This window comes from Egibacter rhizosphaerae (genome assembly GCF_004322855.1).
GTDB lineage: Bacteria > Actinomycetota > Nitriliruptoria > Euzebyales > Egibacteraceae > Egibacter > Egibacter rhizosphaerae.
In genome coordinates, this window is the sequence record NZ_CP036402.1 from 3,766,054 (window position 1) to 3,782,284 (window position 16,231).

At 71.3% G+C, this 16,231-nt stretch carries 18 protein-coding genes; 12 read left to right on the forward strand and 6 right to left on the reverse strand.

Annotated elements, in window-relative coordinates:
• Positions 1-3: 3 nt before the first annotated feature.
• The 4 genes from modA to ER308_RS21795 all read right to left on the reverse strand — a co-directional run bounded on the left by modA (position 4) and on the right by ER308_RS21795 (position 2,998).
• Positions 4-870 (reverse strand): molybdate ABC transporter substrate-binding protein, encoded by an 867-nt coding sequence (modA, locus tag ER308_RS17295; protein WP_165492200.1) that lies wholly within the window; start codon positions 868-870, stop codon positions 4-6.
• The gene (locus tag ER308_RS17300) at positions 867-1,916 is read right to left on the reverse strand and encodes a helix-turn-helix domain-containing protein (protein WP_131156146.1); all 1,050 of its coding nucleotides are present in this window, start codon (positions 1,914-1,916) and stop codon (positions 867-869) included. Before ER308_RS17300 ends, modA begins: the two co-directional genes overlap by 4 nt.
• A 115-nt stretch (positions 1,917-2,031) precedes the next feature.
• A complete protein-coding gene (locus ER308_RS17305; RefSeq protein WP_131156147.1) occupies positions 2,032-2,754 on the reverse strand; it encodes a phosphate signaling complex PhoU family protein in 723 nt (240 codons plus the stop codon).
• A gap of 97 nt (positions 2,755-2,851) precedes the next feature.
• Positions 2,852-2,998, reverse strand: a complete 147-nt coding sequence (locus ER308_RS21795; RefSeq protein WP_165492201.1) for a hypothetical protein — start codon at positions 2,996-2,998, stop codon at positions 2,852-2,854.
• Between ER308_RS21795 and ER308_RS17310 the strand changes: the two genes are divergently transcribed.
• The 7 genes from ER308_RS17310 to ER308_RS17340 all read left to right on the forward strand — a co-directional run bounded on the left by ER308_RS17310 (position 2,997) and on the right by ER308_RS17340 (position 9,988).
• The gene (locus ER308_RS17310; RefSeq protein WP_131156148.1) at positions 2,997-4,343 is read left to right on the forward strand and encodes a DUF4032 domain-containing protein; all 1,347 of its coding nucleotides are present in this window, start codon (positions 2,997-2,999) and stop codon (positions 4,341-4,343) included. The two genes, ER308_RS21795 and ER308_RS17310, sit on opposite strands and share 2 nt — an antisense overlap.
• Before the next feature lie 100 nt (positions 4,344-4,443).
• Positions 4,444-5,208, forward strand: a complete 765-nt coding sequence (locus tag ER308_RS17315) for an enoyl-CoA hydratase/isomerase family protein (RefSeq protein ID WP_131156149.1) — start codon at positions 4,444-4,446, stop codon at positions 5,206-5,208.
• 51 nt (positions 5,209-5,259) lie between these two features.
• Positions 5,260-6,261, forward strand: coding sequence for a class II fructose-bisphosphatase (glpX, locus tag ER308_RS17320; RefSeq protein ID WP_131156150.1), 1,002 nt, complete (start codon positions 5,260-5,262; stop codon positions 6,259-6,261).
• Between the two features lie 163 nt (positions 6,262-6,424).
• On the forward strand, positions 6,425-7,636 hold the full coding sequence (pstS, locus tag ER308_RS17325) for a phosphate ABC transporter substrate-binding protein PstS (protein WP_131156151.1): 1,212 nt from the start codon (positions 6,425-6,427) through the stop codon (positions 7,634-7,636).
• A gap of 66 nt (positions 7,637-7,702) precedes the next feature.
• A complete protein-coding gene (gene pstC, locus ER308_RS17330) occupies positions 7,703-8,701 on the forward strand; it encodes a phosphate ABC transporter permease subunit PstC (RefSeq protein WP_131156152.1) in 999 nt (332 codons plus the stop codon).
• The gene (gene pstA / locus ER308_RS17335) at positions 8,698-9,636 is read left to right on the forward strand and encodes a phosphate ABC transporter permease PstA (protein ID WP_131156153.1); all 939 of its coding nucleotides are present in this window, start codon (positions 8,698-8,700) and stop codon (positions 9,634-9,636) included. Before pstC ends, pstA begins: the two co-directional genes overlap by 4 nt.
• A 94-nt stretch (positions 9,637-9,730) precedes the next feature.
• A complete protein-coding gene (locus ER308_RS17340; protein WP_131156154.1) occupies positions 9,731-9,988 on the forward strand; it encodes an AbrB/MazE/SpoVT family DNA-binding domain-containing protein in 258 nt (85 codons plus the stop codon).
• Between the two features lie 230 nt (positions 9,989-10,218).
• On the opposite strand, the gene ER308_RS17345 is transcribed toward ER308_RS17340, so the two are convergent.
• A complete protein-coding gene (locus ER308_RS17345) occupies positions 10,219-10,611 on the reverse strand; it encodes a hypothetical protein (protein ID WP_131156155.1) in 393 nt (130 codons plus the stop codon).
• 4 nt (positions 10,612-10,615) lie between these two features.
• A complete protein-coding gene (pstB, locus tag ER308_RS17350; protein ID WP_131156156.1) occupies positions 10,616-11,512 on the reverse strand; it encodes a phosphate ABC transporter ATP-binding protein PstB in 897 nt (298 codons plus the stop codon).
• A 338-nt stretch (positions 11,513-11,850) separates the two neighbouring features.
• On the opposite strand from pstB, the gene ER308_RS17355 reads away from it, so the two are divergent.
• From ER308_RS17355 to ER308_RS17375, 5 genes are all read left to right on the forward strand, one after another.
• Positions 11,851-12,258, forward strand: coding sequence for an arsenate-mycothiol transferase ArsC (locus tag ER308_RS17355; RefSeq protein ID WP_131156157.1), 408 nt, complete (start codon positions 11,851-11,853; stop codon positions 12,256-12,258).
• A 139-nt stretch (positions 12,259-12,397) separates the two neighbouring features.
• The gene (locus ER308_RS17360) at positions 12,398-13,084 is read left to right on the forward strand and encodes a response regulator transcription factor (protein WP_131156158.1); all 687 of its coding nucleotides are present in this window, start codon (positions 12,398-12,400) and stop codon (positions 13,082-13,084) included.
• Between the two features lie 18 nt (positions 13,085-13,102).
• The gene (locus tag ER308_RS17365) at positions 13,103-14,416 is read left to right on the forward strand and encodes a sensor histidine kinase (RefSeq protein ID WP_131156159.1); all 1,314 of its coding nucleotides are present in this window, start codon (positions 13,103-13,105) and stop codon (positions 14,414-14,416) included.
• A gap of 69 nt (positions 14,417-14,485) precedes the next feature.
• Complete coding sequence (locus ER308_RS17370) at positions 14,486-14,971, forward strand: cation:proton antiporter regulatory subunit (RefSeq protein WP_131156160.1); 486 nt, start codon at positions 14,486-14,488, stop codon at positions 14,969-14,971.
• Between the two features lie 51 nt (positions 14,972-15,022).
• Entirely contained in the window at positions 15,023-16,189 is a 1,167-nt protein-coding gene (locus ER308_RS17375) for a cation:proton antiporter (protein ID WP_205745698.1), read from the forward strand.
• Positions 16,190-16,231: the final 42 nt, after the last annotated feature.

Genomic DNA, 16,231 nt, shown 5'->3' on the forward strand with positions numbered 1-16,231 from the left:
GCCTCACTCCTCCCATGCCGGCGGCGGGCCCTCGCCGGGGGGCTGGAAGCCGTGCTGCCGCAGGATCCGCCGGCCGTGTTCGCTGGTCATCGCGTTGGCGAAGGCCCGGGCGCGTTCCGCGCGATCGGGGTCCTCGGCGGTGACGACCAGGGACTGTTCGAGCGGCTCGTGCCGCTCGTCGTCGACGAGCGTCCACCCGGCGGTCTCGTCGTCGTCGGCCAGTGCGAGGGAGAGGGCCGTCACCGCGGCGTCGGCGTTGCCGCTGGCGGCGATCTGGTGGGCGTCGGCGATGTTGCTCCCGAAGGCGAGCCGGTCCTCGAGCCGCTCCCAGGCCCCGGCGGCCCGCAGCGCCTGCTCCGCGGCCTGGCCGTACGGCGCGTGGGCGGGGTTCGCGATCGCGACCGTCCTGACGTCGGGATCGGCGGCGAGCGCCCCGAGGCGGGTCCACTCCCGTCCGTCGGGAGCCCAGAGCGCCAGACGGCCGTACGCGTACGTCGCCTGGGTCGAGGGGTCGGCTCGCCCCGCCTCGACGACCTCCTCCACGTAGCGCACGTGCGCGGAGGCGTACACATCGATCGGCGCGCCCTCGCGGATCTGCTGGGCCAGGTGACCGGACGAGCCGAGCGTCACGGTGACCTCCTCCCCGGACTCGTTCTCGAACAGCTCGACGAGCTCGTCGATGGCCGGGCGCAGGTCCGCGGCGGCGCCGACGAGCAGCGCGTCCTCCTCGTCGGCGACGGTGCCGCCGGCCACCTCGCTGCACGCGGTGGCGGCCGCCGCGGTCGCCACGAGTGCGACCGCGGCGAGGGTCACCGCCCGGCGAGGCCGCCGTGCGCGTGGCCGGGACCGGTCGATCGCGCAGGCGATCACGCGACGCGCTCCCCACAGCCCTGCAGGTCGTAGCCGCCCACGGCCGCGAGCCGACGCTGGAACGTGCCCTGGGTGAGGACCTCGCCCAGAGCGCGCACCGCTCCTTCCTCTCGATGGGCGGACGCGGTCCAGAGCTCCGCGACGTGGGTCTCGAGCGGCTGGAACGCGAGGCCCAGTGCCCGCGCCGCCGGCTCGATCGTGACGGCGACCATGCCGAGGCGGGCGGCTGTGCGAGCCGCATCCAGATGCCCGGCTGCTCGGGGTCCACCGGGTGGCTCGCCGCGCGGGCTCGTGCCCCGCGCGGCGACGGCGCGAACGAAGGCGCGTTGGCTGCCCGCACCCGCCTCCCGTTGCACGACCCGGCGTCGTCCCGCGAGTGCCTCGCCCACCCAGCCGCGGGGCGCGTCACGGGGTGCTGCCAGCCCCACGCGCCAGCACGCCAGGCGTTGCCGATCGGCGGACACGGGCGGACGTGGCAGCGCGCCCTCCTGGGCATGGACCACCGCCGCGTGGGCCCGCCCGCGGCCGAGCGCGACGACCGCGCGGTCGGTCGACGTGGTCAGGGCGAGCGGCGGAGGGTCACCGGGTCCGCTCGCGAGGCGCGCCGCGAGTTCGACCGCCGGATCGCAGCCCACGACGACCAGCCCCGGCCGCGCGCCCGGCAGGGGATGGACCCGTCCCGCCTCCACCGTCCCGTCGGGCGCGTCCCACGCCTCCCCGCGGTCGGCGAGCGGCGCAGCGACCGTCCGATCGCCGACGCGACCGATCCGCACGGGACGACCGTCGGGCAGCGGCTCGTCGAGCACGGGCGCGGGGACGGGGGCCGCGCCGGGCTCGAGCAGGGCCTCGACCGTGGTCCCGAGCGCTCGGGCGAGTGCCGCGCCGGCGTCCACCCGCGGGAGATGCCGGCCGGCCTCGACCGCACCGACGAGCTGGCGGCTCACCCCTGCGGCTGCCGCGAGCTCGACTTGCGACCAGCCAGCCTCGTGGCGCCGGGCCCGAAGGCGCGCCCCGATCGTGCCGCCGGTCGCCTCCCCCTCGTTCATGCCCGTAAGCTAGCTTCTCCGCCAGGATCCTGGCAACGCGGGACCACGAGCCCGCCCGGGCGGGGAACGGTGCAGGTGTGACACGGAGCCGTCCGGATCGGCCGTGCAGGGATGGCTACAGCGGCGGGCGGTCGCCCTCGGGATCGCTCGGCCGTTCCCCCGTCACGCGGTAGGAGAGTTGGCGTGCCATCTCGACACCATGGTCGGCGATGCGCTCGTAGTAGCGCGCGATGAGTGCGAGGCTGACGGCCTCCTCGACCGACTGGTGCCCCGTGTACAGCTCGGTCAGCAGGTACTGCTGCAACAGGTCGGCCTGGTCGTCGGCGCGCATCAGCTCGCTCGCGGCGAGCGGGTCCTCGTCGCGCCAGGCCGCCACTCCGCCGGAGAAGACCTGGGCGGACACCTCGCCGAGCTGACCGATGGTCTCGCGCAGCTCCGCCGACAGCGACGGCGGGTGCACCCACTGCAGGGACTGGCCCACGTGCTGGAGGAGGTTCCCGGAGCGTTGCACGTCCTGCACGGAGCGAAGCACGGCGACGACGTGGCGCAGGTCGCCGGCGACCGGCTGTTGCCGCGCCAGCAGCACGTAGCAGGCCTCCTCCAGCTGCTCGCAGCCCCGGTCGACCGCTCGGCGGCTGGCGACCTGGTCGCCCATGCGGTACGCGTCGCCCTCGAGGAACGCGCGTGTGACGGGCTCGATCTGTCCAGCGACGCGCTCGCCGAGGTCGATCAGCAGGCGATCGATGTCCCCGAGCTGCTGGCGGAACGCCACGCGCGATCCGCCGGCTTCGAGGCGTTCGGCCTCGAGCCAGTCGAGCGGGTCGGGGTGATCTGCCATCGCGATGTGTGCTCCGTTGCTGATGCGACCGTCGGAACGGGGATGGCGCGAACGGGAGGACTCGGAGCCACCCGCGACCTTACCCTCGGAGTTCGCCTCACGTGACCTCCGCCGTCCTCGCCGCGTGCCGCTCGTGCACGAGCGCCTCGGAGGGCTTCTCCCTCGGCGCGTGGTCGTCCTCGCCACCGGGGGATCCGTGCGCGGCACCCGTGCGCGGGACGGCCGATAGATAGCCTCCCCTCATGTCTGCCTCCCCGAGCCCCGCAGGGACGACCACGTCGACTCCTGCGCGCACGCGCGGTCTTCGGCTGCGCACACGAGCCGGACACCCGGATTTCCTGGACCTGCCGTGGGACCAACCGCTGGAGGCCTGGACCGGCGATCGTCTCGTGGACGTCGCGCGCGGGGTGCACCGCCACGTCGTGCGATTCGTCGAGTACGACGGTGCGCTCTACGCACTCAAGGAACTCCCGCGACGGCTCGCCGAACGCGAGTACCGCTTGCTGCGCCGCATGGCGGAGGAGGATCTGCCGGTCGTCGAGGTCGTCGGGGTCGTGAACCGGGAACGCATCGACCCCGAGGAACCGCTCGAGGACGTGCTGATCACGCGCTACCTCGACTACTCGCTGCCCTACCGCCTGCTGTTCACCCATCGCCGCACTCCTCCCCAGGAGGGCAGCGAGCTGCACGGCTTGCACGAACGGCTCATCGACGCGCTCGCGATGCTGCTCGTGCGGATGCACATCCTCGGCTTCTACTGGGGCGACTGTTCGCTGTCGAACACGCTGTTCCGCCGCGACGCCGGCGCACTGGCCGCCTACATCGTCGACCTCGAGACCGGCGAGCTGCACAGCGAACTCACCGACGGTCAGCGCGCGGCCGATCTCGAGATCACCCAGACCAACGTCGCCGGCGGGTTGATGGACGTGCAGGCCGAGCTGGACCTGCCAGCCGACCCCGATCCGGTCGAGACCGCCGAGCGGCTCCAACAGCGCTACGACCTGGTGTGGGCCGAGCTCAACCAGGAGACCGTGATCGGTCCGGACGAGCGCTACAAGATCGAGCAGCGGGTGCGGCGCCTGAACGATCTCGGCTTCGCCGTCGACGAGGTCGAGCTGCTCGGCACCGACGGGCCGTCCCACACCGACGAGTCCCGGTTGCGGTTGCGTGTGTCGGTGACCGAGCAGGGACATCATCGCCGTCGCCTGCTCTCGTTGACCGGACTTGACGCGCAGGAGAACCAGGCCCGCAGCCTGCTCAACGACCTCGCCAACTTCCGAGCCGCGAAGGAGTCGCAGGAAGGGCGTGCCCTACCAGAGTCGGTGGCCGCCTACCGGTGGCTGAACGAGATCTACGAGCCGACGGTCCGGTCCATCCCTGCGGAACACACCGACAAGCTCGAGCCCGTCGAGGTCTTCCACGAGATCATCGAGCACAAGTGGTTCCTGTCCCGCGACCTTGGTCGGGACGTGGGTGTGGCCGAGGCCACCGAGTCGTACTTCCAGCGCATCCTGCCCGAGGTGCCGCCCGAGCGGGCGGTCCTCGCCACCGAGGACGAGGCCGAGCTCGGCTGGATCGGCTTCGGCTGACCCGTCCCGTCCCCCGCTGCGTCCGGGGTGCGGTGACCCCGGAGATGGGTAGGCTCCCGCCGGCTGTGCCCCCCTGTCACCGAGTCCGGAGCGGTCCGCCATGCGCACGATCGCGGTCACCGAGCACGCGCAGGTCCGCACGATCCGCCTCGAGCGTCCCGAGGCACACAACGCGATGAACACCGAGCTGCTCGGGGAGCTCCTCGACGCGCTGGGGGACGCGGGGGCCGACGAGGACGTGCGCGCCGTCGTCATCACCGGTGGTGGCGGTACGTTCAGTGCCGGGGCCGACCTGCGTGAGTCCCTGGACCAGCGCGCGGCCGCTCGCCGGATGGAGTTGTTCGGGCAGGTCTTCGAGGCGGTCGCGACGGCGCCGACGCCGACGATCGCGGCGATCGCGGGACACTGTGTGGGAGGCGGCGCCGAAGTGGCCGCGGCCTGCGACATCCGGGTCGCCGACGCGACCGCCTCGTTCCGTTTCCCCGGGGCCGCGCTCGGCTACCCGGCCGGCGCGGCGAAGCTCGTGGGATTGGTGGGCCTCGGTGCCGCCAAGGATCTCGTGCTCACCTCGCGCACCATCTACGCCGAGGAGGCCGCGCGGATCGGCCTCGTCCAGCACCTCACCGCGGATGAGGGGGCGATCGCGACGGCCCGCGAGCTCGGTGAGCAGATCGTGGCGAACGACCCGAACGCCGTGGCCTATCTCAAGCGGCTGTTCGACCGGTTCAGCGGACTGAGCGACCGCGTGGCCGTGGAGAACGACGCGCTGTTCGGCCTCGCCGAGAGCGGTGGGGACTGGTCGGCGCTGACCGCGGATCACTCCGGTGTCGGTGGCTGGGCCGGAGGGGGATGGGTCGGACGTTAGCCCCTCACACCGCTGCCCGCGCCCGGTACGCTCACGCTCCAGGAGGACACGATGACGACAGTCCACGACGAACCGCAGCCGGACCGCGAGCTCGCGCTCGAGCTGGTCCGCGCCACCGAGGTGGCGGCCCTCGCGGGGGGGCGCTGGATGGGCCGGAACGAGAAGGAGGAGGGCGACGGGGCGGCGGTCGAGGCGATGCGCAAGATGCTCGCCACCGCCCACATCGACGGCACGGTGATCATCGGCGAGGGCGAGAAGGACGAGGCGCCGATGCTCTACAACGGCGAACGGGTCGGCACGGGCTCGCCCCCCGCGGTCGACATCGCCGTCGACCCGGTGGAGGGCACCCGTCTGCTCGCCGAGGGCCGCCACGGCGCGACCTCGCTGATCGCGGCGGCGCCGCGCGGGACGATGTTCGATCCGGGCCCGATGGTCTACATGCTCAAGTGGATCGTCGGCCCCGACGCTGCAGGCGCGATCGATGTCGATGCGCCGGTCGCGGAGAACCTCCGGCAACTCGCCCAGACCACCGGCAAGTCCGTCAGCGACCTCACGATCGTCATGCTCGACCGGCCGCGCCACGCCGAGCTGATGGACGCGGTCCGCGCCGCGGGCGCGCGCCTGCGCCTCATCATGGACGGGGACAGCCCCGCCGGTCTGCTCGCCGCGATGCCGGAGTATCCCTACGACGCGCTGGTCGGCATCGGCGGCACGCCCGAGGGCGTCGCGACCGCGTGTGCGGTTCGAGCGCTGCGCGGGGGCATGATCGGCCGGTTGTGGGCCCGCAACGACGAGGAGCGCGCTCGGGCGCGCGAGCTCGGCTACGAGCTCGACGAGCCACTCACCCTCGAGCGCCTCGTCGCCAGCCAGAACACCTTCTTCATCATCACGGGCGTCACCAGCGGCGACCTCGTCGAGGGCGTGAACTACGGCCCCCGCGGCGCGACGACGGAGTCGCTGGTCATGCGCGGCACCTCGGGGACCGTGCGGTGGATCAAGGCCCGCCACACCCCCGAGAAGCTGGCGGACTACCGCGCGGACGCCGGCGCCTAGCTCACCGTCGTACGCGCGCGAGGGCGGGGGTTACGCAACGATCATTCGTCGTTCACCGTCCCGCCGCCCTCACGCTGCCGCTCTGCCATCGACCCTCCATACCGTCCCGATCGTACGGCTGAACCAGCCACGCGGGATCCGCGTTCGAGGAGGGGAATCGACGATGCGCAACGTGCGCGCACTACTGGTTGCACTGGGTTTGCTCACGCTGTTGGTCGCGGCGTGTGAGGGTGATCCGGCCGAGGTGACGGCCGAGGACGCCGGCGACGGCGGTGGGGAGGATGCCGCTGCCGACGAGGGCGACGGCGGTGGGGAGGATGCCGCTGCCGACGACGGCGACGAGCTCATCGAGGAGGATGACCAGGTCGGCATCGAGGAGGACGCCGCGGACCTGCTCGGCGCCGGGGCGACGTTCATCACGCCGGTCATGCTCGAGTGGACGCGCGACAACGAGCCGGGCATCGGCGTGAACTACCAGTCGATCGGCTCGGGGGGCGGTGTCGAGCAGTTCCTCGGCGAGCAGGTCGACTTCGGCTCCAGCGAGCGCTACCTCAGCGAGGAGGAGTTGGAGGACGCGCAGGAGATCCGCGGCTGCGACCCGCTGCACATCCCCGACGCGTTCGGCTCCGTACCGATCACCTTCAACGATCCCGACCTCGAGGCCGCCCTCGAGGAGGCCGGACAGGACGCGCTCGTGCTCGACGCCGAGGCGATCGCCGGCATCTTCGCCGCGGAGATCGAAACGTGGCAGGACCCCGCTATCGAAGAGCTGAACCCCGACGTCGACCTGCCCGACACGCCGCTGGTCGCGGTGCACCGCTCCGACGGCTCCGGCACGACCTACATCTTCACGACCTACCTCGACCACGAGGTCGACTGGTGGAGCGAGGACTACGGCGCCGGTGACGAGATCGACTGGGCCGGCGGCACGGTCGGTGGCAACGGCAACGAGGGCGTGACCGCCAGCGTGCAGCAGCAGCCCGGTGGCGTGGGCTACGTGAGCTACGCCTACGCGGTCGAGAACGACATGCCGGTCACCGAAGTGGTCAACGCCGACGGCAACGCGGTCTACCCCGACCTCGACTCGATCTCGGCCGGCCCGAACGAGATCATCGACGACATCCCCGACGACCTGCGCTACGACATCCTCGACGTCGGCGGGGAAGGCTTCCCGATCGTCGGCACCCACTGGGTGCTCGCCTGGGAGTGCGGCTACGAGGACGGGGTCGGCGAGTCGCTGCGCGACTTCATGACCTGGGTCATCGAGTCCGACGAGGCCGAAGAGCTAGCCCGCGACCTGCGCTACGGCCCGATCACCGGCGACTTCGAGGACCGCGTCCTCGAGGAGGTCGAGCGGATCAACGTCGAGGAGTAGCGAGCAGCCCACGAGTAGCGCCGGGCCCGCAGGGGCCCGGCGCCCGCTCGCGCATCCGGAGGGCTCATGAGCGCACCGACCGACACCCCACCGTCGTCCCCCGGCGGGCTCCGCGGCAACGGCCGCGGACGCTGGGGCGATCCCGTATTCCGCTGGGTCACCCTGCTCGCCGGCGCCAGCGTCCTGGTGATCCTCGGCGTCATGATGGGCCGCACCTCGTGGGCGTCCCTGCCGGTCTTCCAGAGCGAGGGAGTCTGGGGCTTTTTGACCGGCGATCTGTGGAGCACCGGCCAGTCCCGCTCGGAGGTCACCGGCGACTACGGCGCCCTGCCGTTCATCTACGGGACGATCAAGGTCTCGATCATCGCGATCGTGATCGCCGTGCCGATGGCGGTGGCGATCGCGCTGTTCATCAACGAGGTCGCCCCCGCGTGGCTGCGCAAGCCGCTGGCCTACCTCACCGACACGCTGGCGATGGTGCCAAGCATCGTGATCGCGATCGTCGCGGTGTTCTGGTTCATCCCGAACGTCACCGACCCGATCGCGCGCTTCCTCGTCGACACGCCGCTCGGCTGGCTGCCGTTGTTCGAGGGACCCGCCCAGCGGCTCAGCTACTGGTCGGCGGGGCTCATGCTCTCGATCATGATCCTGCCGATCATCACCGCCGTCACCCGCGAGACCTTCGCGAAAACGCCCGCAGACGAGAAGAACGCCGCCTACGCGATGGGGGCGACCCGTTGGGAGGTCATGCGCGGCGTCATCCTCCCGCGGGGCTTCCCCGGGCTCGTGGGCGGCACGATGCTCGGCGTCGGCCGCGCGCTCGGGGAGACGATCGTCGTCGCGTTCACGGTCGGCTCGAGCCAGCGGATGGACTCGAGCGTGTTCTTCGGCGGTGACACGATCACCGCGGTGATCTTCAACACCTACGCGACCGCCTCGCCCGAGGCGATCTGGGGGCTGCTCGCCCTCGGCGTGACCCTCTTCGTGATGACGACCATCGTCAACGTTCTCGCCCGGCTGATCGTGATGCGCTCCGGGCGCGTGGCAGGAGATGCGGCCGTATGACGACCGACACGATCACCGCACCGGAGTCCCCTGCCGGCGGCGAGCCCCCGCGTAGCGTTCACGAGCCGGAGGCCAACGCCCGTCGCCGTCGCCGGAAGAGCCAGCTCGTCTCGGCGGTGCTGCTGGGCGCGATGGCGCTCGCGGCCGCGCCGCTCGTCATCATCCTCTGGCAGGTCACCGTGCAGGCGGCCGATGCGCTCGGGCCGACGCTCGGTGGCATCTGGTCGTTCCTCACCGAGGTCGAGCCGCTGTCGTACCGCGAACGTGGCGGGGGCTACGCGCACGGGATCTTCGGCACGCTGTACATGACCGGCCTCGCGGCAGTCATGTCGATCCCGCTGGGGATCGCCGCGGCGATCTACCTCGTCGACCAAGGCCGCGGGCTGTTCGCCAAGACCGTGCGGCTGTTCACCGACGTGATGACCGGGGTGCCCTCGATCTTCGTGGGGCTCGCGGTCTACGCGATCCTCGTCACCGGCCTGCGCTTCGGGACGTTCGTCGGCGCGGTGGCGCTGTCGATCATCATGTTGCCGATCATCGTGCGCACCGCCGAGGAGATGCTGCACCTCGTGCCCCCGGACCTGCGGGCGGCGAGCGCGGGGCTCGGCGCGCGGCAGTGGCAGACGACGTTCAAGGTCGTGCTCCCCGCGGCCGGACCGGGCCTGATCACCGGGAGCATGCTGGCCGTCGCGCGCGCGGCGGGGGAGACGGCACCGCTGATCCTCACGGCGTTCGGGGCCCGGACGATCGTGACCGCATTCCAGGGTGGCAACGGCCAGGCCGACGTCGGCATCCTCATGACCGACGGGATGAGCCAGCCCTTCGAAGAGGGCATCGAGCGGGCGTGGGCCGGTGGGCTCATGCTCGTCGTGATCGTGCTGAGCCTCACGGTGATCGCGCGGCTGATCAACCAGCGCAGCCAGATCGACACCTAGTTCGCGAGCTATCCGCTGGGGCAAGCCCCCGGGGGACCCGGAACTTACCGGATCCAGCGCCCGGCGGGGTCACCGACGGCCAACAGGAGGTGTCATGGCTGTCGATGTGAAGGTCGATGCGCAGGGCCGTGTCGTGATCCCGCGAGCCGAGCGTGAACGACTCGGCCTGTCCGAGGGCGGCGCACTCGAGCTCATTTCGACCCCCGAGGGAGTGCTCCTCGAGCGGCGCCGCGGTGCGACGGTCACGTCGGACGAGGAGGGGTTGCCGTCGGTCACGATCGACGATCTCGGCACGGTGAGCAGCGCCGACGCGGTCGAGGCGCTCCATGCCCAACGAGATGACGATCGTTGATCGACACCTCCGTCATGGTCGCTGGCCTCGTGACCAATCACGAGGCAATGTGCACGACCTGCTCATCGCCCTGACGTGTCGAGACCACGGACTCGGTCTGGTCACCCTCGACCGACGACAGGCGATGCTGGCGGACGCCGTCCCCGGGCTGGACTGCACGCTGCTGTCCCACGGATAGTCGGTGTCGCCGGGTCGTGAGGGTGCGGCCGCGCCCGCGATCGTGGTCGCGGTCAGGTCAGCGCGTCGGTGAGGGACCGGGTGAGCGTCCAGGCGGTCAGGCCGACCACGGACAGGCTCAGCAGCATCGCGCCCGCGATGGTCACGAGCCACACCAGGGAGCGGTGCTCGACGCGGGCGAGCAGGGTGAAGCCGACGAAGCCGGCGAGGAACGAGGCGAGGGCCGGGGTGACCGCGCCGAGATGGGGCGCGAACTCGAGCAGGAGCGCCCCGGGCGCGAACCCGGCGGGCAGCCCGATGAGCGCGCCGAGCCTCCCCGCCTCACGCCAACTCCGGCGGACGCGCAACTCGGGGTCGTGGAGGAAGGCCGGCACCGACACGGGGGAGGACGTGCCGGTACCGGGTTGGTCGGTGGAGCTCATCGGTGCCTCGAGGGAGGCGGACATCGGCTCAGCCGAAGCGCCCGGTGATGTAGTCCTCGGTCCGCTGGTCCGAGGCCTGCGTGAAGATCGTCTCGGTGAGGTCGTACTCCACCAGTTCGCCGGTGCGCTCGTTGGTCCGGTGGTCGACGTTCACCGTGAAGAACGCGGTGCGGTCGGACACGCGCGCGGCCTGCTGCATGTTGTGGGTAACCACGACGATGGAGTAGTCGCGCTTCATGTCCTGCATGAGATCCTCGATGGCCATCGTCGCGATGGGGTCGAGCGCGCTGCACGGCTCGTCCATGAGGATCACGTCGGGATGGACCGCGAGGGCCCGGGCGATGCACAGGCGCTGCTGCTGTCCGCCCGACAGTGCCAGGCCGGAGCCCTTGAGCTTGTCCTTGACCTCGTCCCAGAGCGCCGCCCGCCGCAGCGACTGCTCGACGACGTCGTCGAGCCCCTGCCGCACGCCGTTGAGGCGCGGCCCGAAGGCGACGTTGTCGTAGATCGACTTCGGGAAGGGATTGGGCTTCTGGAAGACCATCCCGATCCGCCGGCGGACCTCGACGGGGTCGACGTCGTCGGCGTAGATGTCCTCACCGTGGTAGTAGACGCTGCCCACGACCTTCGCGGTCGGGATCAGGTCGTTCATGCGGTTCACGCTGCGCAGCAGCGTCGACTTCCCGCACCCGCTCGGGCCGATCATCGCGGTGATCTCGTTCCGCGGCACGTCGAGGTGGACGCCCTTCAGCGCCGTGAAGTCGCCGTACCGGACCTCGAGGTCGCGGACCTTGAGAACTGTGTCCGTGATCTCGCGGCTGGCGGCACTGCTTCTGCGCACCTCGGTGTGGAGGTGGGTCTGCTCGGTCGGCGCCGCGTCGCCGACCACCGTGGCGTGCGCAGCGGTTGCGGGTTGGTCTCCCATCGCTTCTCCTTCGTCCCGGCGAGGTTCGTCGGGCGCGCAGACCTCTGAAGGGCCCGCCTGTCGGATGATGCGGTAGGGAGGTGACGGGAGGGTGGACAGATCATTGCCGCAGGGCAGCGATCGTCCGGCGGGCTGGTGACCGCTGTCAGGCGGCCACCGAGTGTGACCCCACAGGGACCCCGACGAGGTCACCCCGCCGGACGCATCGCGCAACCGCCATCCTCGCGACGCTGCTCGTTCACCCGTCGTCTACCGTCGGGGTGGATCATGGGCGCCGGCGGCGGGGTCCAGAGTTCCCCGCCGCCCAGGCTGAGACCACCCGAGCGAAAGGAGCCGCGATGGCCGATGTCGTCTTCGCCTGCGTGCACAACGCCGGCCGCTCGCGCATGGCGGAGGCCCTCTTCGCGCGCGAGGCCGGGGACCGCTACACGGTCGCGAGCGCGGGCACGGAGCCGGCGGAGCGCCCGCACCCCGAGGTCGTGGCCGCGCTCGCGGAGGTGGGTATCGAGCTCCCACCCGAGCCGGGGCGACTCCTCACCCCGGAGCTCGCGGACTCCTCCCGCCGCCTCGTCTCGATGGGCTGCAACGTCGAGGAAGCCTGCCCGGCGACCACGACGCCGATGGAGGACTGGGCACTCGCGGATCCCAAGGGCCAACCGATCGAGCGGGTGCGCGAGATCCGCGACGAGATCGCGGCCCGGGTGCGCGACCTCGTCATCGAACTCGACCGCGAGCGGGTCCGGTGATCGACCACCACCGGCCCGGGCCGGGCATCCGCACGAGGTGCCGTCACGAGCCGCCAGAGGCGATCGCTCGTCGAGTGTTTCCCGTCCGTTCGCCTCGTCGACGCCGACGGGTCACCCGGCTCAGTACACTGAGCACGTGATGGCGAAGATCCTGGTGGTCGAGGACGAGCCCTCGCTCGTCGACGCGCTCGACTACGGGCTCTCCTCCGAGGGCTTCGAGGTGGTCTCCGCGGCGGACGGGGAACAGGGCCTCGCCCTGTTCGAACGCGAGCGGCCGGACACGGTGCTCCTCGACCTCATGCTCCCCGGGCTGTCGGGCACGGAGGTCTGCAAGCGCCTTCGCGCGCAGAGCGGCGTCCCGATCATCATGCTCACGGCGAAGGACAGCGAGGTCGACAAGGTGGTCGGCCTGGAGCTCGGCGCGGACGACTACGTCACCAAGCCCTTCGGGATGCGCGAGCTGTGCGCGCGTGTGCGGGCCGTCCTGCGTCGCGGCGGCGACCACGACGGGCCCGACCTCTCACAGGCCGTTGAGGTGCGCGGAGTACGGGTCGACCCCGAGCGGCATGAGGTCACGGTACGCGGTCAGGACGTAGAGCTGCCCCCGAAGGAGTTCGCGCTGCTCGAGCTCCTGCTCTACAACGCGGGACGAGTGCTGACTCGCGACGTGCTGATCGACCGTGTGTGGGGAGCCGATTACGTCGGCGACACCAAGACGCTCGACGTGCACATCAAGCGGCTGCGCGGACGGCTCGAGCGGGATCCCCACGAGCCCGAGCTCATCCAGACGATCCGGGGCGTGGGCTACAAGTTCACCGACGACTGACCGGAAAGGGCCGCACGCTTGCCGCGACGATGGCTGTGGGTCGTGCCGGTCCTGGCGGCGCTGGCTGCCGCTGGCGGCGCGTGGCTCGACCCCTCGCCGGCGCTCGCCGCGGCCTCGGCCGCGCTCGTCGCCACCGCCGTCGTCGCGGTGCTGGGATGGCGCGCGAAGCGTCGGTTGGAGCGCCTCGCCACCCAACTCGATCGGGTCGCCCGCGGGGAGTTGGAGGACCCGCCCCTCGAAGGGTACGCGCTGGAGTGGCAGGCCTTGGGTCGCTCACTCGAGGCGGTGGGAGTCTCGATGCGGGCACGGCTCGACGAGATCGCCAGCGAGCGCGCTCGGGTGGTGCGCCTGCTGGAGAAGCTGCCCCCCGCCATCCTGCTGTTCGACGGGTCGACGCTCGCCTACGCCAACGCTGCCGCACGCGCTTGGTTCGACCTGCCCACGCGCGCCGTCGGGCAGCGCATCGCCGAGGTGCTGGAGAGTGACGATCTCGCGAAGGTCGTCGCCCGCGCCCGCGAGACCGACAGCGAGGTCGAGATCGAGATCGAGCACGGTGGCCGCACGCTCGACGCCAGCGCAGCGCCCACCACCGAGGGCGAGGTCGCGCTCGTCGTCACCGACCTGACCGAGACCCGGCGCGTCGAGGCGATCCGCCGCGACTTCGTCGCCAACGCCAGCCACGAGCTCAAGACCCCTGTCGCCGGGCTACAGGCGCTGTCCGAATCGCTGGGCCTCGCCATGGAGCGCGATCCCGACCGCGCGCATCGCATGATCGAGCGCATGCAGCACGAGACCTCACGGCTTGCGACGATGACGCGGGATCTCCTCGATCTGGCTCGGCTCGAGGAGATCACCTCCGAACGCACCACCCAGCGCACCGACCTGGCAGAGATCGTGGACGGCCAGGTGCGCCGGCTGTTGCCGCTGTGCCGTGAGCGCGATGTCCGCATCGAGACCGACCTCCCCACCGGCGGCGATGTCGATGCCGCGCCCGAGGATCTCCGCCTTATCGCTGCGAACCTGTTGGAGAACGCGATCCGCTACAACCGCGAGGGCGGCTGGGTCGCGGTGGCCGTGCGGTCCGGTGACGACGAGGTGGGGCTCGAGGTCGCCGATTCGGGGATCGGGATCCCCGACAGCGACCAGGACCGTGTCTTCGAGCGCTTCTACCGGATCGACAAGGGACGCAGCCGCGCGCAGGGCGGCACCGGCCTCGGCCTGTCCCTCGTGCGCAACGCGGTGCAACGCTACGGCGGGACCGTGCGACTGCGCAGTACCCCGGGCGAAGGCTCGACGTTCACGGTCACGCTGCCCCCCGCGAGCGATCGGTGACCGGTCGTGACCGACCGCTGCACCGGATGTTGACCGGCGCCTCGCTCGCCATGCTCGTACGATCGGAGCATGCGCGAGATCGAGGAGACCACGCTGCCGGGCGTCGGGGTCCGCCACGAGTTCCTGACCCGCGGCGGTGACCGAGTCGCGGTGCTGAACCACCGCAGCGGGTACCGGGAATTGCTGCTCTACCGCCACGACGACCCCGACAGCTGCCGCGCGATCCTGCGCCTGGACGACGAGGACTCGACCGCCCTCGCGGAGCTGCTCGGTGGCCCCCACCTCGCACCGAGCCTCACGGCGATCACCCAGGAGGTCGAGGGCCTGGTGATCGACTGGGTGCCGATCCGTGGGAACGCGCCGTGCGTCGGACGTCCGCTCAGCGAATCGCGGGTCGAGGATCGTACGGGGGTTTCGGTCGTCGCGGCGCTCCGCGGGGAGGAGGCCGTGCCCGCACCCGGCCCCGACTTCGCGCTGCAGCAGGGGGACACGCTCGTCGTGGTCGGCACCGGTGACGGGGTGCGCGAGGCGGCGGAGCTGCTGCGCGGTGAGTAGCCGCCGCTCACGGCGGCGCGACGGCGTGCCGACCGGATAGGGAGCCCCCTCGTGGTCCTGATCGAACTGGGCCTCGTGTTCGTGGGGATGGCGCTGCTCGCCCGCCTCTCCTCACGCGTCGGGCTGAGTCCCATCCCGCTGTACCTCGTCGCGGGCCTCGCGGTCGGGACCGGCGGGCTCGTTCCGCTCGACCTCTCCGAGGAGTTCATCGCGCTCGGCGCCGACATCGGGGTCGTGCTCCTCCTCTTCATGCTCGGCCTCGAGTACACCTCCGCCGAGCTGCGCGGCGCCCTGCGCGACGGTCTGCCCGTCGGCCTCGTGAACGTCGGGCTCAACCTGGTCCCGGGAGTCCTGGCGGGCTTCGCCCTCGGGTTCTCGCCCCTCGGTGCGCTCGCACTCGGCGGCATCACCTACGCCACCTCCTCGGGCGTGAGCGCGAAGGTGCTCACCGACCTCGAGCGGCTCGGGAACCGCGAGACCCCGGCGGTGCTCGGCATTCTCGTCCTCGAGGACCTCTCGATGGCGATCTACTTGCCGGTGCTCGTCGCGCTCCTCGTCGGCACCGGCGTCGCGCAAGGGGTTCTCTCTCTCGCGGTGGCACTGCTCGCCGTGGCGATCGCACTGGTGCTCGCGTTGCGGTACGGCGAGCGGATCTCCTCGGTGATCGCTAGCCGGTCCCAGGAGGTCGTGCTGCTGACCGTGCTCGGCCTCATCCTCGTCGTCGCCGGCATCGCCGAGGAACTTCAGGTCTCCTCGGCCGTCGGCGCGTTCCTCGTGGGCCTCGCACTGTCAGGGGGGGTCGCTGACCGTGCGCGGGCGCTGCTGGGCCCGTTGCGAGATCTCTTCGCGGCGACGTTCTTCCTCTTCTTCGGCCTCCAGATCGTGCCCGGCACCCTTCTGGACATGCTCGGCATCGCCGTGGCGCTGGCCGTCGTGACCGGGCTCACGAAGATCGCCACCGGCTGGCTCGCGGCCACGCGGCTGGGGGTCGGACGCTTCGGCCGGTGGCGGGCCGGCGCGGCATTGGTGCCGCGCGGCGAGTTCTCGATCGTCGTCGCTGGTCTGGCGGCCGGCGTCGAACCCGATCTGTCACCGCTGGCGGCGGCCTATGTCCTACTCCTCGCGTTCGTCGGGCCCGTACTGATGCGGTTCGCCGACCCGATCGTCTCGTGGGTGGTTGATCGAACACCTGGGGCCCGGGCAGCTCGCGGGGCGTGATCGGTTCTGACCGGGTCGTGATGCGTGAGGCCGTGATGCGTG